This is a genomic window from Streptomyces sp. NPDC093097 (assembly GCF_044754325.1).
GTDB lineage: Bacteria > Actinomycetota > Actinomycetes > Streptomycetales > Streptomycetaceae > Streptomyces.
The window spans coordinates 91,663-115,638 of record NZ_JBIVOW010000009.1 but is presented as its reverse complement, the minus strand read 5'-3'; the positions used below and the strand labels follow the sequence as shown (position 1 = coordinate 115,638).

Genomic DNA, 23,976 nt, shown 5'->3' with positions numbered 1-23,976 from the left:
CACAATAGGGGGACGCACGGCTGAAGGGGATCTGCCATGAGCGCCGAGGACCTCGAGAAGTACGAGACCGAGATGGAGCTGAAGCTCTACCGGGAGTACCGAGACGTCGTCGGACTGTTCAAATACGTGATCGAGACCGAGCGTCGCTTCTACCTCACCAACGATTACGAGATGCAGGTGCACTCGGTCCAGGGTGAGGTGTTCTTCGAGGTCTCGATGGCCGACGCCTGGGTCTGGGACATGTATCGACCGGCCCGGTTCGTCAAGCAGGTGCGGGTACTCACGTTCAAGGACGTGAACATCGAAGAGCTCAACAAGAGCGATCTGGACCTTCCGGGAAGCTGAGCGCCTCATACGGGTCCGGCGTCGGCGGCCGGGGGTGCCCGGCCGCCGACGCGCGTCACCCTGGCGGGTGACGGAGTTGTCCACAGCCGGGCGGTTATCCACCAAGATCCAATAGATCTGAGCGGAGGCGTCACAGTCGGTGCCGGAGGTGGTACCGCATGAACGCCACACAGACCGGCCGGCAGGACGTCGAGGCAGCAGACACCGGCACGCACCGCCCGCACCCGAAGCGCACGCCGGGAGACGGTGGCCCGGCACCCAAGAAGGATCCGCGGAAGAAGTCGGGCCCTGATCGCCACGGCCCAGCCCGCAAGCGCGCAAGGCGGCGCGGCGATCGCCCGCCGGCGGCTCGAACGGCGCTCGCAGCCCGAACGGAACGCATGCCGGGAACGGCACGAGCACCGCAAGCGGGCTCAGCGACGTCGGCAACACCCTCTGCACCGGGGCCGAACGCCACGCGAGCGTCCGCACGGAACGCGACACGATCGTCCGCATCGGAAACCACGCAACCGCCCGCACCGACGACGCCGCGCAACGCCCTTGGCCGCTATGGCGAGGACCTTGCCACCCGGCGGCTCCTGGAAGCCGGGATGCGCATCCTCGACCGCAACTGGCGTTGCCGCGACGGAGAGATCGACATCGTCGCCGCCGACGGTGACGCCCTCGTCGTCTGCGAGGTCAAGACCCGCCGGGCAGGCTGGTACGAACACCCCATGGCGGCGGTACGGCCCGAGAAGACCGCCCGGCTGCGGCTGCTCGCCGAGCGCTGGATGGAACGGCACGGCGGCCCACCGCCCGGTGGTGTCCGCATCGACGTCATCGGCATCCTGCTCCCCGCCCGCGGCGCCCCCGTGGTCGAGCACGTACGGGGGGTGGCGTAAATGGGGTTCGCCCGCACCTGCTCCGTCGCACTGGTGGGTGTCGAAGGCGTCGTGGTCGAGGTCCAGGCCGATCTGGAGCCCGGCGTGGCCGCCTTCACCCTCGTCGGACTGCCCGACAAGAGCCTGGCCGAGTCCAGGGACCGGGTCCGCGCCGCCGTGGTCAACTCCGGTGCCGAATGGCCGCAGAAGAAGCTCACCGTCGGTCTCAGCCCGGCATCCGTCCCCAAGAGCGGCAGCGGCTTCGACCTCGCCGTGGCCTGCGCGGTCCTCGGCGCCGCCGAGCGGCTCGACCCCCGCGAGCTCACCGACCTCATGATGATCGGAGAGCTCGGCCTCGACGGCCGCGTCCGCCCCGTCCGCGGTGTGCTGCCCGCCGTCCTCGCCGCCGCCGAGGCCGGATACCGCCAGGTCGTCGTACCGGAGCAGACCGTCGCCGAAGCCTCACTCGTCCCCGGCGTCTCCGTCCTCGGCATCCGCAGCCTGCGGCAACTCATCGCCGTCCTCACCGACGAACCGGTCCCCGAAGAGGACGACCTCCTCGACACGGGCCGCCCCGACCCCCTCCTGGCCGGGCTCGTCATGCCGGGCAACGGCGTCACGGCCGGTCTGCCACCCGCCGACCACACCCCCGATCTCACCGATGTCGCGGGCCAGTACAACGCCCGCCGCGCCCTCGAAGTGGCCGCCGCCGGACGCCACCACATCTTCTTCAAGGGGCCACCGGGCGCCGGGAAAACCATGCTTGCCGAGCGCCTCCCGGGGCTGCTGCCACCCCTGGCCCCCAAGGAGTCCCTGGAGGTCACCGCCGTCCACTCGGTCGCCGGCACCCTCCCGCCGGGACAGCCGCTGGTCCACCGTCCGCCCTACTGCGCACCGCATCACTCCGCGACCATGGCCTCCCTCATCGGCGGTGGGACCGGACTGCCCCGCCCGGGGGCCGTGTCCCTGGCTCATCACGGCGTACTTTTTCTGGACGAGGCCGCAGAATGCAGCCCCCGTGTTCTGGACGCACTCCGTCAGCCACTCGAATCCGGCCACATCGTCGTGGCCCGTGCCGGCGGCATGATGCGGATGCCCGCGCGCTTCCTCCTGGCTCTCGCGGCCAACCCCTGCCCTTGCGGGCGGCACGGCACCACCGCCGGCACCTGCGAATGCCGGCCCTCCACGATCCGCCGCTACCGCGCCCGGCTCTCTGGGCCGCTCATGGACCGTGTCGACCTGCGAATCGCCGTGGAACCGATCGCCCGCTCCGAACTGGTCGCCCTCGGTCGCGGTGCCGAATCCACCGCCACCGTCGCCGACCGCGTCCGCGCCGCTCGGGAACGCGCTGCGGCCCGCTTCGCCGGCACGCCCTGGCAGACCAACAGCCAAGTACCGGGCCACGAACTGCGAACCCGCTGGCCCGTACACCCCGGTGCACTCGCGCACGCCGAACGCGACCTCGAATGCGGTCTCCTGACGGCCCGTGGTCTCGACCGCGTGCTGCGCGTCGCCTGGACCGCCGCCGACCTCGCGGGCCGCGACCGTCCGACGAAAGAGGACGTCAACTGGGCGCTGGAACTCCGCACTGGCGTACGGCGCGGGGCCGTCACGACGCGCGCGGACGCCGGCACAACGACCGGCAAGGGAGGCAGAGCGGGAGCCCCTGCCGCGGTGGGGCCGAGCATGCGCACCACTGCCGACGCACAGCCCCGGCCGGCAGCAGGAACAGCGCACAACCCGGAAGCCGAGGCGGAAGCGGAACCGGGGGCAAGGACGGAGACGACAGGGGCGGGGGAGAGCGGGATGAGGACGGGAGCGGAGAGGGCGGCGACAGCAGCGCCGAGGGCAGGGAGCCCAGCACCCAAAGCCCTGGTGGAGAGGCTCAGGAAGGCACAGGATTCCCGCCCGAGGGTCGCTCTCGTCCGCCCGGTGGACGATCGGGAGGAGCGGTGAACGCCCTCGACGAATGGGGCTTCGCCACGGACGAAGAGGGACGGGAGCCGAATCGGGCACCGAAGCCCGAGGCGGCGTCCGGGCCGGAGCCGGAATGCGGACCGGAGCCGGGAGTCGGGGCGCCACCCACCGAGCGGTGCCCCACTCATACCCTCCTGACGCAGCCCAACCGCGCCCCCGGCGCCCCCAGCAAGCCACCACGCGCAACGACCGTCGCGCCCCGAAAACACGCCGCCACCAGAGCGAAACCCACAGCCCAGGAGAGCTACGAACCGCTGCGAGCCGCCCGCGCCGCCCTCACCCGGATCCTCGAACCCGGTGACGAAACGGCCGGCCGCTGGCTGCGCGAGTCGGGCCCCGTGGCCCTCTGGCACGCACTCTCCCAAGACGACGCACCCCCGCCCCTCGGCGCCAGCCCGACCAAGTTCGCCGGCCTCCGCTTACGTGCCGCACGGGCCCGCCCCGCTCTCGACCTCGCCGCCGTCGCCGCACTCGGCGGCCGCTTCGTCTGCCCGGGCGACGAGGAATGGCCCAGCCAACTGGACGACCTCGGCGACGCCCGCCCCATCGGCCTCTGGGTACGCGGCGCAGCCAACCTGCGGATCTGGGCACTCCGCTCGGTCGCCGTCGTCGGGGCGCGAGCCTGCACCGACTACGGTGCCCACCTCGCCGCCACCCTCGGGGCAGGGCTCGCCGAACGCGGCTGGACCGTGGTCTCCGGAGCGGCCTACGGCATCGACGGCGCGGCCCATCGTGGCGCGCTCGCCGCGAACGGCCCGACCGTCGCCGTGCTCGCCTCCGGAATCGACCACCCCTATCCGCGCGGACACACCGAGTTGATCGACCGGATCGCCGAACAGGGGCTGGTCGTAGCCGAGTTGCCGCCGGGAGACCACCCCACCCGGAGCCGCTTCATCCAGCGCAACCGCGTCATCGCCGCACTCACCCGGGGGACGGTCGTCGTGGAGGCCGAACTCCGCAGCGGGTCACTGGTCACCGCCCGGCGAGCGCAGACCCTCGGACGCTTCACGATGGGCATGCCGGGCCCGATCACCAGCGGACTCTCCGCAGGAGTGCACCAACTCCTGCGCGGCGAGGCGGCGGTGGTCACCGACGCCGACGAGGTCGTCGAACTCGTCGGCAGCATCGGCGAGCTCGCCCCCGAGCGCCGCGGCCCGACCTTCGCCCGCGATCTGCTGGACCCGGTCGCCCTCCGCGTACTCGAAGCGCTTCCCGCGCGCGGTGGCGCGGATGTCGCCCATCTTGCCCGGGAGTCGGGCACGCCCCGCGATCTCGCTCAGGGCAAGCTCTTTGAGCTCCACTCCCTCGGATTCGTTCAAAGGTGCGGTGAGCGCTGGGAGTTGGTGCGAGGTGCCCACTCGACCGAAGGTTCCCGGCGAGGCGGTACTTGACCTGGCGCGAACGGGTGAAAGGGTGAGGGGAATGACCGCAGAATCCAGATTTGCTGTGCTTCGTGGTGTGTGGCCGGCCAGTTGGGCGCCCGCGGCGCGGCACGGCGCACGCACAGGTTCCCGGCCGTCGCGGCACCCCAACGTCCGCGCCGCCCTCCAGGGGCGCGTTCCCGGCGTATTCGGCTCCGGCGCACCTTCAGGGTGCCGCCGAGCCGCACGAAGTAACCCTGGGGTGCGGGCAGCGGAACGTATCTGCGCACACCCAACCGACCTTCCTCGCACACCGCAACGCCACGGTCACGCTACGCTCACAACAGTTCACGCCACATACACCCATCCATCCCCGTCTCGGCAGAACGGCTCAAGGCGACGAATGCCCCAGCACACCTCCGGGTCTGACCGCGCGGCAGCATCACCTGCCGCGCGCGGCAGCGTGCGCCCCGCCCCGCCCACCTCGCTCGACGAGCTGTGGCGCTCCTACAAGGCGTCAGGCGACGGACGCCTGCGGGAACAGCTGATCCTGCACTACTCGCCGCTGGTCAAATATGTCGCCGGCCGCGTCAGTGTCGGACTGCCACCCAACGTCGAGCAGGCCGACTTCGTCTCCTCAGGGGTCTTCGGACTGATCGACGCCATCGAGAAGTTCGAGCCCGAACGTTCCATCAAGTTCGAGACGTACGCCATCACCCGCATCCGCGGCGCGATGATCGACGAACTGCGCGCCCTGGACTGGATCCCACGATCCGTACGCCAGAAGGCCCGGGCCGTGGAACGCGCCTACGCCACCCTCGAAGCGCAGCTCCGCCGCACCCCGACCGAGGCGGAGGTCGCCGGCGAGATGGGCATCCCGCTGGAAGAGCTCCATGGCGTCTTCAGCCAGCTGTCCCTGGCCAACGTCGTGGCATTGGAAGAACTCCTCCACGTCGGCGGCGAAGGCGGCGAACGCCTCAGCCTGATGGACACCCTGGAGGACACCGCCGCCGAGAACCCTGTGGAGATCGCCGAGGACCGCGAACTGCGGCGACTGCTGGCCCGCGCCATCAACACCCTGCCCGACCGCGAGAAGACCGTGGTCACCCTCTACTACTACGAGGGCCTAACCCTCGCCGAGATCGGCAATGTCCTCGGCGTCACCGAGAGCAGGGTCAGCCAGATCCACACCAAGTCCGTGCTTCAGCTCCGCGCGAAGCTGGCGGACGTCGGGCGGTGAGAAGCGGTGCACGTCGGGGACGGCGGGTCGGACAGGCGGCAACCGGCCGTAGAGGCCGCATGGGTGCGCGGATTCGCAGGCTCGCGGAAGCTTCGGCTTGCTGGGGCGAGAGGTCGTGGGCCGGCTCAAGGGCGCGGCGTGACACGATGCTTCGGACTACGCAGTAAGGCCAGGCACACGCGGGTTGGTCGCCACGGCGCCGCCTTGGTGCCGTCTTCCTCTTTCTCGTCCGAGGTCGCCATCCCGGCCAGGCATGGCGGGCTGTCCCGGACGGATTCCTGCCGCCGTGATCCGCATCGCAGCGATCCGTGTCGTGATGCGGAGTGCCGCGACGGGGACGCCATCCGTAAAGTGGTGGCGTGCCCAGGATTCGAGCGGCCTCGGTGGCCGAGCACCGGACGATGCAACGTGGCGCCCTCTTGGACGCCGCCCGCACCTTGCTGTCCGAAGGCGGAACGGAGGCGCTGACCTTCCCCGCCCTCGCCGAGCGCACGGGACTCGCGCGCTCTTCCGTGTACGAGTACTTCCGCTCCCGGGCGGCCGTCGTCGAAGAACTGTGCGCCGTCGACTTCCCCGTGTGGGCCGCAGAGGTCGAGTCGGCGATGGAGCGTGCCGGGACCCCCGAGGCGAAGGTCGAGGCGTATGTGCGCCAGCAGCTGGCGCTGGTCGGTGACCGTCGCCACCGTGCTGTCGTCGCCATCTCCGCGGGGGAACTCGACGCCGGCGCCCGGGAGAAGATCCGGGCGGCGCACGGTGGCCTGATCACCATGATCGTCGAGGCGCTTGCTGCCCTTGGGCACACGCAGCCCCGCCTGGCCGCGATGCTGCTCCAGGGTGTTGTCGACGCCGCGGTCCGCCGCATCGAACTCGGCGCCGCGGAAAACCCGGAAGAGATCACAGAGGCAGCGGTGGCGATGGCCCTCAGCGGGGTGCGTGGCTGAATTCCGGTGTTGCGTGGGGGTGTTTTGGCGGGGCGGTGAGGTTTTCGCCGGGGGTGGGGCTCGGCTCCGGAGTGGCTCCTGAGCTCTGCTCCCTCTCTTCCCCCCCGGGGGCCCCGTCCCCACCCCGCCCACCCCCCCACCCCCGCCCACCTCCTCCGCCGCCACCGTCCTCAGCCAGGTCGTTCGCCCGCAGCCCGCAGCCCGCAGCCCGCAGCCCGCAGCCCGCAGCCCGCAGCCCGCAGCCCGCAGCCCGCAGCCCGCAGCCCGCAGCCGCGCATCGGGCTGGCGCTGCTGCGTCATCGCGAGGGCAGAGTCAACGGGCCCAACTGAGCCGTACCGATTGGCTGTACTGGTCAACGCACATCGTGTCGGCCTTGCCTCACGCCTCCTTCACGTGCGTTCCGTCACCTGCGTTTCGCTCTTCACGGCTTCGGCCGGTCAGCCCGCCGGCTCGCCGTAGCGGGCCCGACTTCTGCTCCTCGTTCCCAGTCCACACGCGCGGCGGCGCCTGCCGCTTGGGTCGTTCGTTCCTATCTCTCTGAGGCTCGGCGGAGGCGTCCCAGTGACCACAGTGCGGCGATGGCGAGAGCGAGTGCGCCGAGCAGAGCCGCGCCAGTAGAGCCCGCTGGTGCGCCTGCTCCTTCACGAGCTGCGGGTGCCGATCGTTCACGATGTGGATGGGGCTGTCCGGGTTCTGGTACGCCGTCGGGTTCGGGGATGCCGAAGACCGGCAGCAGACGTGACGGTCCGCCGTGGAGTAGGGCCGGGGGCAGCAACGAGAGCGGGTTCAGGTATGTCGTGCCGCGCAGCAGGCCCCAGTGGAGGCACGGGGCACGGCAGTGGTACGGGCCGTGGCCCAATTCGCCGACGGGCTGGCCGGCGGTGACCTGCTGGCCCTTGTGGGCAGTGGCGTGGACCGGTTCGTACGTGGTGCGTAAGGGCGGATGGCCGGATTCGGACAGCTCGATGGTGAGGACGCCGCGGCCGGCGACGGTGCCGGCGAACGTGATCTGTCCGGGCGCGGCGGCCTTGACGACGGCGCCGTCGGGTGCCGCCAGGTCAACTCCTCTGTGTCCAGCCGCCCAGGGTGTCAGGGGTGGTTCCCAGCCGCGCAGCACCATGGGCGGCGCACCGCTGGCGCCGTCGACCGGCCAGGAACGGTCCGTCGTCGGACCCGTCGGTCGAGCGGTCGGATCGGCCTCCGCCAGTGAGGCCACCGCACCAGTTATCGGGGGCGCCGCACCGGCCGCGCCTGGCGTGCCGGCCACCCCTGCCGTCGACGCAACGCACAGAGAGCACAGCAGGGGCAGAGCGCGCTGGGCGAGTGGTCGGCGCGAGCGCTGTCTACCGTCTCGGGGGGTTCGGGGTCTGGACCGTTCCTGCCCGCGCGCCGGCCGGCTCGGGACAGGTGGCTGGGATCGATCTTGAGTCGAGGTGGGCGCCGAATCTGAAGCCGCTCCGGGAGGCGGAGCGGACCTGGGCGTCAGAGCCCGCGCCGGAGCTGAAGCGCGATCCGGCGTCGGGGCGGAGGGGCGGGGCAGTGCCGCCCCGGTGCGGGGTGGAGGTTCCGCAGGCGCGGCCTCCTCGGGTGTGTCCGTTGCCGTCGGCGTCTCTGCTGCGGACGGTCCGTGGTGGCCCGAAGGGGGTGTGTGGTGGTCCGGGGGCTGTAGGTGGCCGGGGTCCTGGCGGTTGGGGCGGTGGCGAAGGGTGCCGTGTGCCGTGCGTTGCCTTCGTGCGAGGTGGCGCTTTCGTGTCGGGCCGGGGCGTTGTGCAGGCGTCACGGTGCGTTGTGGGGTCGGTGGGCGCGGGGTGTGGGGGCGCCGCTTGGCGGGGCCGGTGAGTCGTCGCATGCCTTGACGATGGCGGAGGCGCGGCCGGCGCGCGGATCTTGGTCAAAAGCTGTGGACGACGGGCCGCTTGTGGATAACGGCGTCACCCTGCACGGGTGCGAAATGGTGCGTGTCGCCCGGCGCATCGCCCGTCCCGTACACTTCTGATGGCGATCCGGGTCACCGGGTCGACTTCGCACGCCCCGCCGCCAGTGCAGCAGTCCCATTCGGGCAGCACGTCGGCCGCGCTCCTCGGTCCTCGGAAGGTTCCCTCCGGTTCCTCCCCAGGCAGGCGCGTCGGGGCGTCAGGCACTGCGATCAACCGGTCGTGGTGGAACCGAGAAAACAAGGAGTACGGCCATGGCCGTCGTCACGATGCGGGAGCTGCTGGAGAGCGGCGTCCACTTCGGTCACCAGACCCGCCGTTGGAACCCGAAGATGAAGCGTTTCATCTTCACCGAGCGCAACGGCATCTACATCATCGACCTGCTCCAGTCGCTGTCGTACATCGACCGCGCCTACGAGTTCGTCAAGGAGACCGTCGCGCACGGCGGCTCGGTCATGTTCGTCGGCACGAAGAAGCAGGCCCAGGAGGCCATTGCCGAGCAGGCGACCCGCGTGGGCATGCCCTACGTGAACCAGCGCTGGCTCGGCGGCATGCTGACCAACTTCTCCACCGTCTACAAGCGTCTGCAGCGCCTCAAGGAGCTCGAGCAGATCGACTTCGAGGACGTGGCCGCCTCCGGCCTCACCAAGAAGGAGCTCCTGGTCCTCTCCCGCGAGAAGGCCAAGCTGGAGAAGACCCTCGGTGGTATCCGCGAGATGCAGAAGGTGCCCAGCGCCGTCTGGATCGTGGACACCAAGAAGGAGCACATCGCCGTCGGCGAGGCGCGGAAGCTCAACATCCCGGTTGTCGCGATCCTCGACACCAACTGCGACCCGGACGAGGTCGACTACAAGATCCCGGGTAACGACGACGCGATCCGCTCCGTCACCCTGCTCACCCGTGTGATCGCCGACGCCGTCGCCGAGGGCCTCATCGCCCGCTCCGGCGCCGCGACCGGCGACCAGAAGCCGGGCGAGAAGGCCGGCGAGCCGCTGGCCGAGTGGGAGCGCGACCTGCTCGAAGGCGACAAGAAGGCTGACGAGGAGGCCCCCAAGGCCGAGGCGCCGGCCGCCGAGGCTCCGGCCGCCGAGGCTGAGAAGCCGGCCGAGCAGGGCTGACCTCAGAACCGGTCGGTGACGGCGGGGGAGGGCGCTGGCAGCGCCACCCCCGCCGTCCACCCGTAGATCTTTCGACTTTCGCGATTCCGAGAAGAGATTCACAGACCATGGCGAACTACACCGCCGCTGACGTCAAGAAGCTCCGCGAGCTCACCGGCGCCGGCATGATGGACTGCAAGAAGGCCCTGGAAGAGGCCGAGGGCAACGTCGACAAGGCCGTCGAGGTCCTGCGCGTCAAGGGTCAGAAGGGCGTCGCCAAGCGCGAGGGCCGCTCCGCCGAGAACGGCGCTGTGGTCTCCCTGATCGCCGACGACAACGCCTCCGGCCTGATCCTCGAGCTGAAGTGCGAGACGGACTTCGTCGCCAAGGGCGAGAAGTTCCAGGCCGTCGCCAACGCCCTCGCCGCGCACGTCGCCAAGACCAACCCGGCCGACATCGAGGCCCTGCTCGCCTCCGAGATCGAGGCCGGCAAGACCGTCCAGGCGTACGTCGACGAGGCCAACGCCAACCTCGGCGAGAAGATCGTCCTGGACCGCTTCGCGCAGTTCTCCGACGGCTACGTGACGGCGTACATGCACCGCACCATGCCTGACCTGCCGCCGCAGATCGGTGTCCTCGTCGAGCTCGACAAGGAGAACACCGAGGTCGCCAAGGGCATCGCGCAGCACATCGCCGCGTTCGCCCCGAAGTACCTCTCCAAGGAGGACGTCCCGGCCGAGGTCGTCGAGGCCGAGCGTCGCGTCGCCGAGGAGACCACCCGCGCCGAGGGCAAGCCCGAGGCTGCGCTGCCGAAGATCGTCGAGGGTCGCCTCAACGGCTTCTTCAAGGACGCGACGCTGCTCGGCCAGCCGTACGCGCTCGACAACAAGAAGTCCGTGGAGAAGGTCCTCCAGGAGGCCGGTGTCACCCTGAAGCGCTTCTCGCGCATCAAGGTCGGCATCTGAGCCTGCCGCGAAGGCAGCGAATGACCTACGGCCCCGCTAGGGTCGTACGCAGTCGGCCGCTCATCGGTCGGCCGCAGATGTGACGAGGAGGCCATTGCCGGACAGGGATCTGACCCAGACCCACGGCAATGGCCTTCTTCGTATGTGCACGAGGAGAGCTCAATGAATCACGGTGCCGACGGCGCAGACACACACAAAGCCGGCAAGGGCGGAAGGCGACGCTTCCTGCTGAAGCTGTCGGGTGAGGCGTTCGCCGGCGGCGGCGGACTCGGTGTCGACCCCGATGTCGTGCACGCCATTGCCCGCGAGATCGGCGCGGTGGTCCGTGACGGCTACGAGATCGCCATCGTGATCGGCGGCGGCAACTTCTTCCGCGGCGCCGAACTCCAGCAGCGCGGCATGGACCGGGCCCGCTCCGACTACATGGGCATGCTCGGCACCGTCATGAACTGCCTGGCCCTCCAGGACTTCCTGGAGAAGGAGGGCATCGACTCCCGCGTCCAGACCGCCATCACCATGGGCCAGGTCGCGGAGCCGTACATCCCGCTCCGCGCGGTGCGCCACCTGGAGAAGGGCCGGGTCGTCATCTTCGGCGCCGGTATGGGCATGCCGTACTTCTCCACCGACACCACCGCCGCCCAGCGTGCCCTGGAGATCGACGCCGAGGCCATGCTGATGGGCAAGAACGGCGTGGACGGGGTCTACGACTCCGACCCGAAGCAGAACCCGGACGCGGTCAAGTTCGACGCCCTCGAATACGGCGAGGTCATCACCCGGGATCTGAAGGTCGCCGACGCCACCGCCATCACGCTGTGCCGGGACAACAAGCTCCCGATCCTCGTGTTCGAACTGCTCGCCGAGGGGAACATCGCGCGTGCGGTGAAGGGTGAGAAGATCGGCACGCTCGTCAGCGATCAGAACACCCGGGCCTGACGGCCTCAACTGCCGTGATTCCGTACGGGCGTCGGCCCGTAGGGGCGGCAACCCCCGGTCGTGGGAAGACCTCGGTACGGGGATGGACAACCGCCTGCCGGTCGGACACCGTGCAGGAGAAGACGCGCGGCAGGGGCGAGGCTCTGCTTCTTACCGAAAAGACCAGGAGCAAGTGGTGATCGAAGAGATCCTCCTCGAGGCCGAGGAGAAGATGGAGAAGGCCGTCGTGGTCGCCAAGGAGGACTTCGCCGCGATCCGCACCGGGCGTGCGCACCCGGCGATGTTCAACAAGATCGTGGCGGACTACTACGGTGCCATGACGCCCATCAACCAGCTGGCGTCGTTCTCGGTGCCGGAACCGCGGATGGCCGTGGTGACCCCGTTCGACAAGAGCGCGCTGCGCAACATCGAGCAGGCGATCCGCGACTCGGACCTCGGCGTCAACCCGAGCAACGACGGCAACATCATCCGTGTGACGTTCCCGGAGCTCACCGAGGAGCGCCGTCGCGAGTTCATCAAGGTCGCCAAGAACAAGGCCGAGGACTCCAAGATCTCGATCCGCAGCGTGCGGCGCAAGGCCAAGGAGTCGCTCGACAAGCTCGTCAAGGACAAGGAGTCCGGCGAGGACGAGGTCCGCCGGGCCGAGAAGGAGCTCGACGACATCACCGCGAAGTACGTCGCGCAGGTGGACGAGCTCCTCAAGCACAAGGAATCCGAGCTCCTAGAGGTCTGATGAACGAGTCATCCTGGGGGACCCCGCCCGCCGCCGGCCGGTGGGGACCGCCCGATCACGGATCGGCCGCCTCGCTGCGCGGGGCGGCGCCCCCCGTCCCGGCGGGTCCCGTCCACGACACGGTCGGCGCGGCGCAGACTCGGCCGATGCCCATCGTGCCCGCGCCGGGCGGACACCAGGACGACCATCGGGACTTCCGGGATGACCAGGCAAACCTGGACGACCGGGGGGCTGCTCGCCTGAGCGGCCCCCTGTTCCGCGACGACAGGCCGCAGGAGCCCATGCCCACCTCGCTCCCCGGGTCCGACAGCGACCCAGTGAAACCGCAGAAGAAGAGCGCGGGGCGCAACCTGCGCGCCGCCATAGGGGTCGGCGTCGGACTCGGCGCGGTCATCCTCGCCTCGCTCTTCGTCTACAAGCCGGTGTTCATCGGCGTCATAGCGCTCGCCGTCGTCGTAGGCCTGTGGGAACTGACCTCGCGGCTGGCGGAGCGCAAGGACATCCGGGTGCCGCTGGTGCCGCTCGCGGTCGGCGGCACCGCCATGGTGATCGCCGGATACGTGCGCGGCGCCGAGGGGGCGTGGGTGGCGATGGCGCTCACCGCGCTCGCCGTCCTGGTCTGGCGGATGACGGAGGCGCCCCAGAACTACCTCCGGGACGTCACCGCCGGAGTCTTCGCGACGTTCTACGTCCCGTTCCTGGCGACGTTCGTGGCCCTGATGCTGGCGGCCGCGGACGACGGGCCGCAGCGGGTGCTGACATTCCTGCTGCTGACGGTCGTCAGCGACACCGGCGCCTACGCGGTCGGCTGGCGCTTCGGGAAGAAGAAGCTCGCGCCGCGGATCAGCCCGGGCAAGACCCGCGAGGGACTCGTCGGCGCGGTGCTCTTCGCGATGGTGGCGGGCGCGCTGTGCATGGAGTTCCTGATCAAGGGGGGCGCCTGGTGGGAGGGGTTGCTGCTCGGCCTGGCGGTCGCGGTCAGTGCCACCCTCGGCGACCTCGGCGAATCCATGATCAAGCGGGACCTCGGCATCAAGGACATGGGCACCCTGCTGCCCGGCCACGGCGGCATCATGGACCGGCTGGACTCCCTGCTGCCGACCGCCCCGGTGGTCTGGCTGCTGTTCGTGATCTTCGTGGGATCCGGCTGAGCGCCGCCGGTTACCCTTGAGGGCGCGCTGCTCGTTCGCGGCGCGCCCTTTCCGTCTCCGCGACCGCGGGGGCGATCCGTGAGGTCCCCTGGTTCCGGCCCCGTCCGGCCCCTGGCTCCGCGTCGGCGGAAGCCGCCCGGCCTCGTCGCACAGAGGAGTTTGCACCCATGGCACGCCCGGCCCCGGGAGAACTGACGTTTGTCGCCCCCCGCGGCGCCAAGAAGCCCCCTCGGCACCTCGCCGACCTCGACCCGGCCGAGCGCCGCGAGGCGGTGGCCGCGATCGGCGAGAAGCCGTTCCGCGCCAAGCAGCTGTCGCAGCACTACTTCGCCCGCTACGCGCACGACCCGGCGCAGTGGACCGACATCCCCGCGGCGGCGCGCGAGAAGCTGGCCGCCGAGCTGCTCCCTGACCTGATGTCGGTGGTGCGGCACATCTCGTGCGACGACGACACCACCCGCAAGACCCTGTGGCGGCTGCACGACGGCACCCTCGTCGAGTCGGTGCTGATGCGCTACCCGGACCGGGTCACCATGTGCATCTCCTCGCAGGCCGGCTGCGGGATGAACTGCCCGTTCTGCGCCACCGGCCAGGCCGGTCTGGACCGCAACCTCTCCACCGCCGAGATCGTGCACCAGATCGTCGACGGGATGCGGGCGCTGCGCGACGGCGAGGTGCCCGGGGGCCCGGCGCGACTGTCCAACATCGTCTTCATGGGCATGGGCGAGCCGCTCGCCAACTACAAGCGGGTGGTCGGCGCCATCCGGCGGCTGACCGATCCCGAGCCGGACGGGCTGGGCCTCTCCCAGCGCGGGATCACCGTCTCCACCGTCGGGCTGGTCCCGGCGATCCTGCGGTTCGCCGACGAGGGCTTCAAGTGCCGGCTCGCGGTGTCGCTGCACGCGCCGGACGACGAACTGCGAGACACCCTCGTACCGGTGAACACCCGCTGGAAGGTCCGCGAAGTGCTGGACGCGGCCTGGGAGTACGCCGAGAAGTCCGGCCGCCGGGTCTCGATCGAGTACGCCCTGATCCGCGACATCAACGACCAGGCGTGGCGCGGTGATCTGCTGGGACGCCTGCTCAAGGGCAAGCGGGTCCATGTCAACCTCATTCCGCTGAATCCGACGCCGGGTTCGAAGTGGACGGCCTCGCGGCCCGAGGACGAGCGGGCGTTCGTACGGGCCATCGAGGCACACGGTGTGCCCGTGACCGTCCGGGACACCCGCGGCCAGGAGATCGACGGCGCCTGCGGTCAGCTCGCGGCCTCCGAGCGCTGAGCGCCCGCTGGTACGGTGGCGTGGAATAAACGCACATTCATTCCGACAGGGGAGCGCCACAGCGCTGAGAGTGCGGTCACGTCGTAGCCCTACGGCGCCCGCAGACCCTTGAACCTCGCCCGGGTCATTCCGGGTAGGAAGTTCGGTCGTCACTCATGCTGTTGCGCCCCGCCCATCGCCCGTTGCCGAACGTCACCGACGCAGTGCGCAGCGGACATCGGGCGGGGCCGCGTCTCTTCCTGGCCAGCCAGGAGGAAATCAGTGAGCACCACCAGCAGGATCACCGCGGCAGCGCTCGCTGCCGCGGCCGGCATCACCGCACTCGCCGGGTGCGGCAGCTCGGGCAGCGGCGGCAGCGCGGACGCCAAGACCGTCACGCTCGTCAGCCATGACTCGTTCAACGCCTCCAAAACCGTTCTGGCCGCCTTCGAGAAGGAGACCGGCTACAAGGTCAAGGTGCTCAGGGGCGGGGACGCCGGCAAGGCCGTCAACCAGGCGATCCTGTCCAAGGACAACCCGCAGGGCGACGTCTTCTTCGGCATAGACAACACCCTGCTCTCGCGCGGCCTGAACGCCGGCATCTTCACCCCCTACAAGGCCCAGGGACTGGACGACGTCCCGGCCGACCTCCAACTCGACAAGGACGCCCACCGCGTCACACCCCTCGACTACGGCGACATCTGCGTCAACTACGACCGCGCCTACTTCACCGAGCACCAGCTCGCGCCGCCGCAGACCTTCGACGACCTGCTCAAGCCGCAGTACAAGAACCTGCTGGTCACCGAGAACTCCGCCACCTCCTCTCCGGGGCTCGCCTTCCAGCTCGGCACCATCGCCGCCCACGGCGAGGCCGGCTGGCCGGACTACTGGAAGAAGCTCAAGGCCAACGGCGTCGAGGTCGTGGACAGTTGGGAGCAGGCGTACAACGAGCGCTTCTCGGGCTCCGCGGCCGGCAAGGGCAAGGGGGACAAGCCGCTGGTGGTCTCCTACGCCTCCAGTCCGCCCGCCGAGGTGATGGGCAAGAAGCCCGCGCCCAAGGAGGCCCCGACCGGTGTCGCGACCGGCACCTGCTTCCGGCAGATCGAATTCGGCGGTCTGCTCAAGGGCGCCAAGAACGAGAAGGGCGGCAAGGCACTGCTCGACTTCCTCCTGTCGAAGAAGTTCCAGGAGGACATGCCGCTGCAGATGTTCGTCAACCCGGCGCGCAAGGACGCCAAGGTGCCGGAACTGTTCACCCACTACGGCACCGCGATCGACAAGCCGGCGACGCTCGCACCGGCGACGATCACGCAGAACCGCGAACAGTGGATCAAGCAGTGGTCCTCGCTCGTTCTGAAGTAGCCCGCACCCGCCTCAGGAGGCCCGCGCGCGCAACGGCGGTGCGGCTCGGCCTGATGGCCGTGCCGCTCGCCTTCTTCGCGGCGTTCTTCGCCTATCCGGTCGTCGCGATCGTCGGGCGCGGGCTGAAGGACGGCGGGCAGTGGCAACTCGGGCGGTTCGGTGCGGTCCTCAGTGATCCGGACGTCCTCCACGTGCTGTGGTTCACCGTGTGGCAGGCCGCCGCCTCGACCGTGCTGACACTGCTCGTCGCGCTGCCCGGCGCGTATGTCTTCGCCCGCTTCGACTTCCCCGGAAAGCAGGTGCTGCGGGCGGTGGTGGCGGTGCCGTTCGTCCTGCCCACCGTCGTCGTCGGCTCGGCCTTCCTGGCCCTCGTGGGCCGGGGCGGACTGCTGGACGACCTGTGGGGCGTGCGGCTTGACACCTCGGTGTGGGCGATCCTGCTGGCGCACGTCTTCTTCAACTACGCCGTCGTCGTCCGCACCGTCGGTGGGCTCTGGGCCCAACTCGACCCGCGGCAGGAAGAGGCGGCCCGGGTCCTGGGAGCGGGGCGGTTCGCGGCCTGGCGGAGGGTGACACTGCCCGCGCTGGGACCTGCCGTGGCCGCCGCGGCGCTGATGGTGTTCCTCTTCACCTTCACCTCCTTCGGAGTCGTGCAGATCCTGGGCGGGCCCACGTTCTCCACGCTGGAGGTGGAGATCTACCGGCAGACCGCCGACTTCCTCGATCTGCCCACCGCCGCCGTACTGACCGTGATCCAGTTCGCTGCCGTACTGGGCCTGTTGGGACTGCACGCCTGGACCGTGCGGCGCCGCGAATCGACCCTGCGGCTCGTCGACGCCTCCCGGACCGCACGCCGACCGCACGGCCGTGGCCAATGGGCGCTGCTGTGGGGCACGCTCGCCGTCATCGTAGTGCTGCTCGTCCTGCCCCTGGCCGTGCTCGTCGAGCGGTCCTTCGCCGGGCCGCACGGCTTCGGCCTGGTCTTCTACGAGACGCTGCACTCCGCCGCGGCAGCCGACACCACCTTCGCCGTCGCCCCCCTCGACGCCCTCTGGAACTCCCTCGCCTACGGCGCCGCGGCCACCGCGATCGCCCTGCTGATCGGCGGACTGGCGGCGGCCGCCCTCACCCGGGCGCGGCCGGTGCCCGGCCCGTCGGGGCGCACACCGCTGATCACCCGGCTCCTGCGCGGCTTCGACGCGCTGCTGATGCTGCCTCTCGGCGTCTCCGCCGTGACCGTCGGCTTCGGTTTCCTGATCACCCTCGACAAGCCGCCGCTGGACCTGCGGGAGTCGTGGTGGCTGGTGCCGCTCGCGCAGGCCCTGGTGGGCGCGCCGTTCGTGGTCCGTACGATGCTGCCCGTCCTGCGGGCGGTCGACGGCCGGCTGCGGGAGGCCGCGGCCGTCCTCGGCGCCTCGCCCTGGCGGGTCTGGCGCGAGGTGGACCTGCCGATGGTGCGGCGTGCCCTGCTCATCGCGGCGGGCTTCGCCTTCGCCGTCTCGCTCGGTGAATTCGGTGCGACCGTGTTCCTCGCACGGCCGGACCAGCCGACCCTGCCGGTGGCCGTGGCGCGGCTGCTGGGCCGCGCGGGGGAGTACAACTACGGCCAGGCGATGGCCCTGTCGACCATGCTGATGGTGGTGTGCGCGGGTGCCCTGCTGGTCCTGGAACGCATCCGTCCCCTGCCCCGAACCGGCTCGGCCGGCGGCACGCCCATCGACCACTCCGGGGAGTTCTAGATGACCGCCCAGACCGGGGCCACGACACCGAAGATGCTGCGGCTGGACGGTGTCACCGTCCGCTTCGGCACACCTGGCGCGCCCCCCGCCCTCGATGCGGTCGACCTCGACGTCGCGGCGCACGAAACCGTCTGCGTCCTGGGCCCCAGCGGCAGCGGCAAGTCCACCCTGCTGCGGGTGGTGGCCGGGCTGCAGCACACCGACGAGGGCGCCGTGCTGCTGGACGGACGCGACCAGGCGGGGGTGCCCACGCACCGGCGTGGCGTCGGGCTGATGTTCCAGGACCACCAGCTCTTTCCGCAGCGTGATGTCGCGGGGAACGTGGCCTTCGGGCTGCGGATGCGGGGCTCCTCCCGCACCGAGCAGGAGCGCACCGTCGCCGAACTGCTGGAACTCGTCGGCCTGCCCGGGGCGCAGCGCAGGGCCGTGGCCTCGCTGTCCGGCGGTGAGCAGCAGCGGGTCGCACTGGCCCGTGCGCTCGCCCCGCGCCCGCAGCTGTTGATGCTCGACGAGCCGCTCGGACAGCTCGACCGGGGGCTGCGCGAGCGGCTGATCGTCGAACTGCGGCGACTTTTCCGCGAGTTGGGGACGACGGTGCTCGCCGTCACCCACGACCAGGGCGAGGCGTTCGCGCTCGCCGACCGGGTCGTGGTGATGCGGGACGGCCGGATAGCCCAGAGCGGCACCCCCTTGGACGTCTGGCAGCGGCCCGCCAACGCCTTCGTCGCCCGCTTCCTCGGCTTCGACAACGTGGTCGAGGCGACCGTGCAGGGCGAGGTCGCCGCCACCCCCTGGGGCAAGGTGCCCGTCCCGGAGGGGACGTCGGACGGCCCCTGCCGCCTGCTCGTCCGCCCGGCCGGCGTCCGGCTGACCTCTCCGGCGGACGGGCTGCCCTGTACGGTCGCGGCTCGTACCTTCCGCGGCACGCATGTGGCGCTGCTGCTCCAGCCGGCGGGCGCACCGCAGATAGAGGCGGCCTGCCCACTGAGCGAGGCGCCGGAGACGGGAGACCGGGTGGGGATCTCCTTCGCCGCCGAGGACGTGGTGGTGCTGGACTCCGCGGACGAATAGCCGTGCCACGTAACGCTGTTGTGCCATGGATCGCTCCTGTCGGACCGGGTGCCACTGGGCCCTGTCGTCACACTCCCGTCTGCCGGGCGGTGTCCGGCACGCACTCCGCCCGGCCTGCCCTTCGGGCAGACGACAGGACCTAGGTGCGCTGGGGAGGGTCGGGGCGACGGCCCTGCGGGACGACCAGCCCCAGTTCGTAGGCGAGGATCACCGCCTGGGCGCGGTCGCGCAGGCCCATCTTTGCGAAGAGCCGGTTGATGTGGGTCTTGACGGTGTGGTCGGTGATCGTCAGCCGCGCGGCGATCTCCGCGTTCGACATGCCCTGGGCGATGTGGATGAGCACCTCCACTTCGCGGCCGGTCAGTTCCTGCACCGTGCGCACGGGAAGCGGAGCCGACCGTTGCCTGACGAACTCTCCGATCAGCCGCTTGGTCAGTTCGGGCGCCAGCAGCGCATTGCCTTCCGCCACCACCCTGACCGCATGCAGGAGTTCGGGGAACGTCGTGTCCTTGAGCAGAAACCCGCTGGCCCCGGCCGCGAGCGCGTCATACACGTATTCGTCGAGGCCGAACGTCGTCAGCATCAGTGCCTTGGTGGCGCCACCGGATGCCTGAGTGATCTCGCGTGCGGCCTCGATGCCGTTCTTGTGGGGCATCCGGATGTCCAGCAGAGCGAGGTCGGGACGCTGCTCCGCGGCGACCCGGACCGCCTGGACGCCGTCCTCCGCCTCGCCCACCACCTCGATGTCGTCCTGAGTGCCGAGGAGGTTGACGAATCCGGTGCGGACGATGGCCTGGTCGTCGGCCACGATTGCTCTGATCACCACGGGATTTCCGCCTCTACGAGAAAGCCGCCGTCCGGGCCGGGTCCGGCGGTCAGCGTCCCGCCGAGCAGCGCTGTCCGCTCCTGCATCCCGGCCAGGCCGTGGCCGCTGTGCACCGCGCCGGGCGGGCCCGGCCCGTCGTCCGCGATCCGGACCGCCAGCCGATCGGGCTGGTAGCCGATCTCCACGAGCGCATGGGCGCCCGGGGCATGCCGGCGCACGTTGGTCAGCCCCTCCTGCACGATGCGGTACGCGGACAACTCGCAGGACGTGGGCAGTTCGACCCGGTCGCCACTGATCCGCAGCTCCACCTCACCCCCCACCGACCGGTGCTGCGCTATCAGATCACCGAGGGCGTCCAGAGTCGGCTGCGGTGCCGTGCCGGCGTGGTCCCCGGGGCCCGTGCGCAGCACTCTCAGCAACCGGTGCAGCTCCGCCATCGACGCGCGGGCGGACGCAGCGATCTGCTGAAAGCCCTGGCGGGCCTGCGGCGACAGATCCGGTGTGGTGTAGGTCGCGCTCTCCGCCTGCACCGCGATCACCGAGACCGAGTGCGCCACGACATCGTGCAACTCGCGGGCGATCGCTGCCCGTTCGGCCTCCGCGGCCTGCCGTCGCTCCATCACGAGGACCCGGGCCTGTGCGGCGGCCCGCTCGCGCTGTGTCTCCTCGCGCGCGCGTACCGCGTCGCCCATCGACACCGCGGCCAGGATCGCCACGGTCAGGACGAACCACTCGGCGAGCAGGTCGAGGGAGTACAACCGCGGATGCCAGGATGCGATGTGCCAGGCGTTCACGGCCAGGGAAAGCACCGAACCGCCGCCGACGAGCAACGCCGGATGCGCGACGCGGTGACGTCCGAGGGCGTAGCACGCCAGGAGTCCGCTGACGGCCGCCGCGATATAGAGGTCCGATCCGGCCGCGAAGCTCACCAGCACCGCGACGGCCGACACTGCCGCCGAGGCCGGGTGCGCACGACGCCACGACAGCGCCGCCGTGGACAACAGCACGCCGACCGCGATCACTGCCGAGTGCCGCGGCACGACCACGAGTTCCACAGCCGCGAACGCGGTGAGTGCCGCGCCGGAGAGCCAGGGATAGAAGGGTGACGCGATCCACGCGCTCAGCCGCTGCCGGAGAGAAGTGCTCATGCCGATATCTTTTCGGCTCGCGGTGGTGGGTGGCGTCGCCGCACGGGTTGAACCCTGGCGGTCATGTCATGCCACGGGTTGACGTCGAAGTTCGGTTGCTCGTTTGACGCTCCGCGCCACGGCCGTCCATAGCCTCGTGATCAAGGCGAGGACGGGAGCGTCATGAAGAATCAACTCACCTGCAAAACAAAGGACTTGGAGCCTCGTGGCGGGCCGGCGGGGGAGCCGAGCGCGTCGCGACGCGAGGGCGGCGTGCACCGCGGACGCAGGAACCACGAGGTCTGGGTATGGAGCGTCTGCGCGGTCGCCGCGGCCGGCCTCGGGCTCCTCACCACCCTTCCCCCGCACCGTACATGGGGCCTCTTCGCGGCGACCGGATACGGCTGCGCGGCAGTGGCAGCCGCGCTGCGGGCAAGAGGTCGGCTCACACACCGCGTCCCCACTGCCATCGCCGAACTGCCCGCGATACTGGCCGTGGTGGGCGCCGTGGTCCTGCCGCTGCTGCTTCTCGTGCTGACCGACAGTGCACAGCTTGAGGTCGCGGTCGTCGAGCGCTCGGGTGACCTCCTGCTGAGCTCCGGCAGCCCCTACATACCCACACCCGCCACGGTCCCGGACTTCAACCCGTACCTGCCCGGCATGGCGGTATTCGGGCTGCCGCACGCGATGTTCGGTGACGGACCGCTGACGGACGCACGATGGTGGATGGCCGGCGTCTTCCTCCTGACGATGGCCGGCGCGGCGACCACGCTCGTCCGCCGAGCGCGGACCGAGCACGATCACCGTCCCGGGCGCCGCACCGTTTCCCCTCGCCATACCGCCCGCATACTGCTGTGGCTCGCCGCCTGTCCGCTGGTGGCCCTGCCGCTGGCCGTCGGTGGGATCGACCTCCCCGTGATCGGCCTGATGTGCTGGGGCCTGGCCACGGCCGGAGGGGGCAAGCCGGGGCGTGCGGGGCTGCTGCTCGGCGCCGCGGCGGCGCTGAAGTGGACTGCCTGGCCCGCTGTGCCCGTCGCCCTTGTGCTGCTGGCCGCGCGGCATGGCCGCCGCCGGGCTCTCAGCTGCGCCGCGGCGATCACGATAACGGTGGCGGCAGCGGTGGTCCCCTTCCTGATCACCTCTCCCGGCGCCTTCGTCGAGAACGTCCTGGCGTTCCCGCTGGGGCTGGGGGCGACGGCATCCCCTGCCGAAAGCCCGCTGCCCGGGCATCTCCTGGCCGCCTACGTCCCCGGGGGGACGCTGATCGCGATGGTGCTGCTGGCGGTTGCCGCCGTAGGTACCGCCGTCTCGCTGCTGATACGCCCTCCGCGGACGGTGCGGACGGCAGCCGACCGACTGGCCCTCGGCCTTGCACTGGCCATGGCCCTGATGCCGGCCACCCGCTTCGGGTACCTCGTCTACCCCGCGGTGCTTTGGGCGTGGCCGCGCCTGGCCCGGACCGTGACGAGATCACGTGCGGCGGTGTACCGCCGGACCCCGCCGCGGCCTCACTGAGGAAGCTCGTACACAGAGGGAGGACGTATGCAGAGCAGGCAGCGTGGGGACGCAGGCAGAACAATTACGTACGCGTCGCCCCACCTCAGAGAAAGGAGGCGGCGGCCCCCACTCAGACCTCTCCGCCGAGGAACCGGCAGGGCTGCCAGCCGCGGAGACGGGACTGAGCGAAGGCCCTCCGATGACGGCGGTCCGGCCTCACGACTCAGCGCGACGCGAGCCCTCCGCCGGCGGACCCACAGTCGTAACCCTCGCGAAACCGTCCGATCCCGTCGAGCCGGGTGCCTGGTCCGGGACGCCTCCCTGCCTTGTCCTGGACGCCCCTTCGGCATCCGGCTCGTGACCCGCACCCGTTTCCTGCTCCGCACCCGATTCCGGGGCCGAGTCCGATTCCGGGGCCGATTCCGGTTCGCCGAACCAGGCGACCGCCACGGCTCCGGCCACCGCCACCATGAAGCCGAGGATCGCCATCCAGGCGAAGCCCGGACGGGAGGAGTCGCCCAGCCACAGCACCCCGAGGATTCCGGGCACAACGGTTTCCCCCACCACCAGCGCCGCTGTGGCGCCGTTCACCGAACCGATCTGCAGGGCGACGGTGTGGAGGTACATCCCGCCGATGCCCGCAACCAGGATCGCGTAGAGCGCAGGATCGCCGAGAAGGGACGGCAGATGGAACGGATCGACACCGTTCAGCACGCGCACGCCGACGCCGAGCGCGCCGAAGCCAAGGCCGGACAGCAGACCCGCGAGGATCGCAGCCCGCCCGCCGAGCAGACGCACGAGCAGAGTGCCTCCGCCGATGATCACGATCGTGGCGATCAGGAGCCACCAGTGGGTGCCGATCGGCGTATGACCGCTGCCCTCCGGCCCGGCGGCGGTGGCCAGCAGCACCAGCGCCGAGCAGACCACGCCGATGGAGACCCATTCGGGACGGGTGAGCCGGATGTTCAGGAGCTTGATGCTCAGCACGGCCGTGACCACGAGGTTCGCGCTGATCACGGTCTGCGAGAGGAACAGCGGCAGCAGCCGCGCGGCGAGCGCGCCCAGCCCGAAGCCAACGAAGTCCAGCACGGTGCCGACCATGAATTCCCAGGTCACCGCGGCCTTGGCGGTCGAGGACAGGCTTGGGCCGCCATGTTGGGTGAGGCCGCTGCTGGAAGCCTTCGCCGCCTCCTGGCGTGCGGACTTGCGCGAGCCCACCGCCTGGAGGACCGAACCCGTGCCGTAGCAGGCGGATGCCGCTGTGGCCGTCAGAAGGCCGATGATCACCGAGAGCTCCGTTCGCGCGCTGCATTACCTTTTCATTACCTGGCCTGGCAGACGCGCTTTTCGGGACATGAGTTGCCTCGACGGGCAAAAAGTTCGTTCGCTGTCGGCGCTCCGAGGCGCAAGGGAGTCCGCGGCGGCCGGGGCCGACGGAGAGTCCGCTGTCGGCACCCCCGGGGGCTCGGTTGGCTCGGTCGCCTGTGGGGCGTCGAGCGCGGGCCGGCCGATGCGCGGCGATGTCCGCGGTCGCGGGGCGTCACCGTGCGAAGAGCC

Annotated in this window: 18 protein-coding genes, 2 pseudogenes and 1 riboswitch; of the genes and pseudogenes, 16 read left to right on the top strand and 4 right to left on the bottom strand. The window is 70.4% G+C overall.

The window, feature by feature from the left end; all coding sequences use genetic code 11:
* Positions 1-36: 36 nt before the first annotated feature.
* The 6 genes and pseudogenes from ACIQE0_RS17690 (at position 37) to ACIQE0_RS17665 (ending at position 6,724) form a co-directional block, all read left to right on the top strand.
* Entirely contained in the window at positions 37-345 is a 309-nt protein-coding gene (locus tag ACIQE0_RS17690) for a DUF2469 domain-containing protein (protein ID WP_003980220.1), read from the top strand.
* 530 nt (positions 346-875) lie between these two features.
* Positions 876-1,226 (top strand): annotated as a pseudogene (locus tag ACIQE0_RS17685) (YraN family protein); the annotation flags it as partial.
* A pseudogene (locus tag ACIQE0_RS17680) lies at positions 1,227-2,834 on the top strand (YifB family Mg chelatase-like AAA ATPase); the annotation flags it as partial.
* 602 nt (positions 2,835-3,436) lie between these two features.
* Positions 3,437-4,573, top strand: a complete 1,137-nt coding sequence (gene dprA, locus ACIQE0_RS17675) for a DNA-processing protein DprA (protein ID WP_402333264.1) — start codon at positions 3,437-3,439, stop codon at positions 4,571-4,573.
* Positions 4,574-4,946: 373 nt separating this feature from the next.
* On the top strand, positions 4,947-5,783 hold the full coding sequence (gene whiG, locus ACIQE0_RS17670) for an RNA polymerase sigma factor WhiG (protein WP_384098726.1): 837 nt from the start codon (positions 4,947-4,949) through the stop codon (positions 5,781-5,783).
* A gap of 401 nt (positions 5,784-6,184) precedes the next feature.
* Positions 6,185-6,724 (top strand): helix-turn-helix domain-containing protein, encoded by a 540-nt coding sequence (locus tag ACIQE0_RS17665; RefSeq protein WP_366330764.1) that lies wholly within the window; start codon positions 6,185-6,187, stop codon positions 6,722-6,724.
* A 530-nt stretch (positions 6,725-7,254) separates the two neighbouring features.
* Here ACIQE0_RS17665 and ACIQE0_RS17660 read toward each other — a convergent pair.
* Positions 7,255-7,845: a peptidoglycan DD-metalloendopeptidase family protein gene (locus tag ACIQE0_RS17660; RefSeq protein ID WP_402333260.1), complete on the bottom strand. Its 591-nt coding sequence runs from the start codon at positions 7,843-7,845 to the stop codon at positions 7,255-7,257.
* A 1,068-nt stretch (positions 7,846-8,913) separates the two neighbouring features.
* Between ACIQE0_RS17660 and rpsB the strand changes: the two genes are divergently transcribed.
* The 9 genes from rpsB (at position 8,914) to ACIQE0_RS17615 (ending at position 18,969) form a co-directional block, all read left to right on the top strand.
* Entirely contained in the window at positions 8,914-9,777 is an 864-nt protein-coding gene (rpsB, locus tag ACIQE0_RS17655; protein ID WP_366337566.1) for a 30S ribosomal protein S2, read from the top strand.
* A 107-nt stretch (positions 9,778-9,884) separates the two neighbouring features.
* Positions 9,885-10,721 (top strand): translation elongation factor Ts, encoded by an 837-nt coding sequence (gene tsf, locus ACIQE0_RS17650; RefSeq protein WP_366337564.1) that lies wholly within the window; start codon positions 9,885-9,887, stop codon positions 10,719-10,721.
* Between the two features lie 162 nt (positions 10,722-10,883).
* Positions 10,884-11,654 carry a UMP kinase gene (gene pyrH / locus ACIQE0_RS17645; RefSeq protein WP_366337562.1) on the top strand — a complete coding sequence of 257 codons (771 nt, stop codon included), beginning with the start codon at positions 10,884-10,886 and terminating at the stop codon, positions 11,652-11,654.
* A gap of 175 nt (positions 11,655-11,829) precedes the next feature.
* A complete protein-coding gene (gene frr / locus ACIQE0_RS17640) occupies positions 11,830-12,387 on the top strand; it encodes a ribosome recycling factor (protein WP_366337560.1) in 558 nt (185 codons plus the stop codon).
* Positions 12,387-13,538 (top strand): phosphatidate cytidylyltransferase, encoded by a 1,152-nt coding sequence (locus ACIQE0_RS17635; RefSeq protein ID WP_402332956.1) that lies wholly within the window; start codon positions 12,387-12,389, stop codon positions 13,536-13,538. Before frr ends, ACIQE0_RS17635 begins: the two co-directional genes overlap by 1 nt.
* A gap of 167 nt (positions 13,539-13,705) precedes the next feature.
* Positions 13,706-14,818 (top strand): 23S rRNA (adenine(2503)-C(2))-methyltransferase RlmN, encoded by a 1,113-nt coding sequence (gene rlmN, locus ACIQE0_RS17630; protein ID WP_366337557.1) that lies wholly within the window; start codon positions 13,706-13,708, stop codon positions 14,816-14,818.
* A 37-nt stretch (positions 14,819-14,855) separates the two neighbouring features.
* A riboswitch (TPP riboswitch) is annotated at positions 14,856-14,976 on the top strand.
* A gap of 103 nt (positions 14,977-15,079) precedes the next feature.
* Positions 15,080-16,159, top strand: coding sequence for a thiamine ABC transporter substrate binding subunit (locus ACIQE0_RS17625; RefSeq protein ID WP_402332952.1), 1,080 nt, complete (start codon positions 15,080-15,082; stop codon positions 16,157-16,159).
* Positions 16,160-16,197: 38 nt separating this feature from the next.
* Positions 16,198-17,898, top strand: a complete 1,701-nt coding sequence (locus tag ACIQE0_RS17620) for an ABC transporter permease (protein WP_402332950.1) — start codon at positions 16,198-16,200, stop codon at positions 17,896-17,898.
* Positions 17,899-18,969 carry an ABC transporter ATP-binding protein gene (locus ACIQE0_RS17615; RefSeq protein WP_402332947.1) on the top strand — a complete coding sequence of 357 codons (1,071 nt, stop codon included), beginning with the start codon at positions 17,899-17,901 and terminating at the stop codon, positions 18,967-18,969.
* A gap of 139 nt (positions 18,970-19,108) precedes the next feature.
* Here ACIQE0_RS17615 and ACIQE0_RS17610 read toward each other — a convergent pair whose 3' ends face one another.
* The gene (locus ACIQE0_RS17610) at positions 19,109-19,795 is read right to left on the bottom strand and encodes a response regulator transcription factor (protein ID WP_366337550.1); all 687 of its coding nucleotides are present in this window, start codon (positions 19,793-19,795) and stop codon (positions 19,109-19,111) included.
* Complete coding sequence (locus tag ACIQE0_RS17605; RefSeq protein ID WP_402332944.1) at positions 19,789-20,943, bottom strand: sensor histidine kinase; 1,155 nt, start codon at positions 20,941-20,943, stop codon at positions 19,789-19,791. The genes ACIQE0_RS17610 and ACIQE0_RS17605 overlap by 7 nt, the downstream gene beginning before the upstream one ends.
* 162 nt (positions 20,944-21,105) lie before the next feature.
* Here ACIQE0_RS17605 and ACIQE0_RS17600 point away from each other — a divergent pair, with 162 nt between their 5' ends.
* Positions 21,106-22,437, top strand: coding sequence for a glycosyltransferase 87 family protein (locus ACIQE0_RS17600; RefSeq protein ID WP_402332941.1), 1,332 nt, complete (start codon positions 21,106-21,108; stop codon positions 22,435-22,437).
* A gap of 198 nt (positions 22,438-22,635) precedes the next feature.
* Here the strand turns inward: ACIQE0_RS17600 and ACIQE0_RS17595 are convergent, their stop codons facing one another.
* A complete protein-coding gene (locus tag ACIQE0_RS17595) occupies positions 22,636-23,706 on the bottom strand; it encodes a hypothetical protein (RefSeq protein ID WP_366337544.1) in 1,071 nt (356 codons plus the stop codon).
* Positions 23,707-23,976: the final 270 nt, after the last annotated feature.

What these genes read in the sequence shown, in the direction of transcription:
- ACIQE0_RS17600 (WP_402332941.1), top strand. Translation starts at nt 21,106, where the DNA reads ATGAAGAATCAACTCACCTGCAAAACAAAGGACTTGGAGCCTCGTGGC.
- ACIQE0_RS17605 (WP_402332944.1), bottom strand. Translation starts at nt 20,943, where the DNA reads ATGAGCACTTCTCTCCGGCAGCGGCTGAGCGCGTGGATCGCGTCACCC.
- whiG (WP_384098726.1), top strand. Translation starts at nt 4,947, where the DNA reads ATGCCCCAGCACACCTCCGGGTCTGACCGCGCGGCAGCATCACCTGCC.
- tsf (WP_366337564.1), top strand. Translation starts at nt 9,885, where the DNA reads ATGGCGAACTACACCGCCGCTGACGTCAAGAAGCTCCGCGAGCTCACC.
- ACIQE0_RS17690 (WP_003980220.1), top strand. Translation starts at nt 37, where the DNA reads ATGAGCGCCGAGGACCTCGAGAAGTACGAGACCGAGATGGAGCTGAAG.
- pyrH (WP_366337562.1), top strand. Translation starts at nt 10,884, where the DNA reads ATGAATCACGGTGCCGACGGCGCAGACACACACAAAGCCGGCAAGGGC.
- rpsB (WP_366337566.1), top strand. Translation starts at nt 8,914, where the DNA reads ATGGCCGTCGTCACGATGCGGGAGCTGCTGGAGAGCGGCGTCCACTTC.
- ACIQE0_RS17660 (WP_402333260.1), bottom strand. Translation starts at nt 7,845, where the DNA reads ATGGTGCTGCGCGGCTGGGAACCACCCCTGACACCCTGGGCGGCTGGA.
- ACIQE0_RS17615 (WP_402332947.1), top strand. Translation starts at nt 17,899, where the DNA reads ATGACCGCCCAGACCGGGGCCACGACACCGAAGATGCTGCGGCTGGAC.
- ACIQE0_RS17635 (WP_402332956.1), top strand. Translation starts at nt 12,387, where the DNA reads ATGAACGAGTCATCCTGGGGGACCCCGCCCGCCGCCGGCCGGTGGGGA.
- rlmN (WP_366337557.1), top strand. Translation starts at nt 13,706, where the DNA reads ATGGCACGCCCGGCCCCGGGAGAACTGACGTTTGTCGCCCCCCGCGGC.
- ACIQE0_RS17665 (WP_366330764.1), top strand. Translation starts at nt 6,185, where the DNA reads ATGCAACGTGGCGCCCTCTTGGACGCCGCCCGCACCTTGCTGTCCGAA.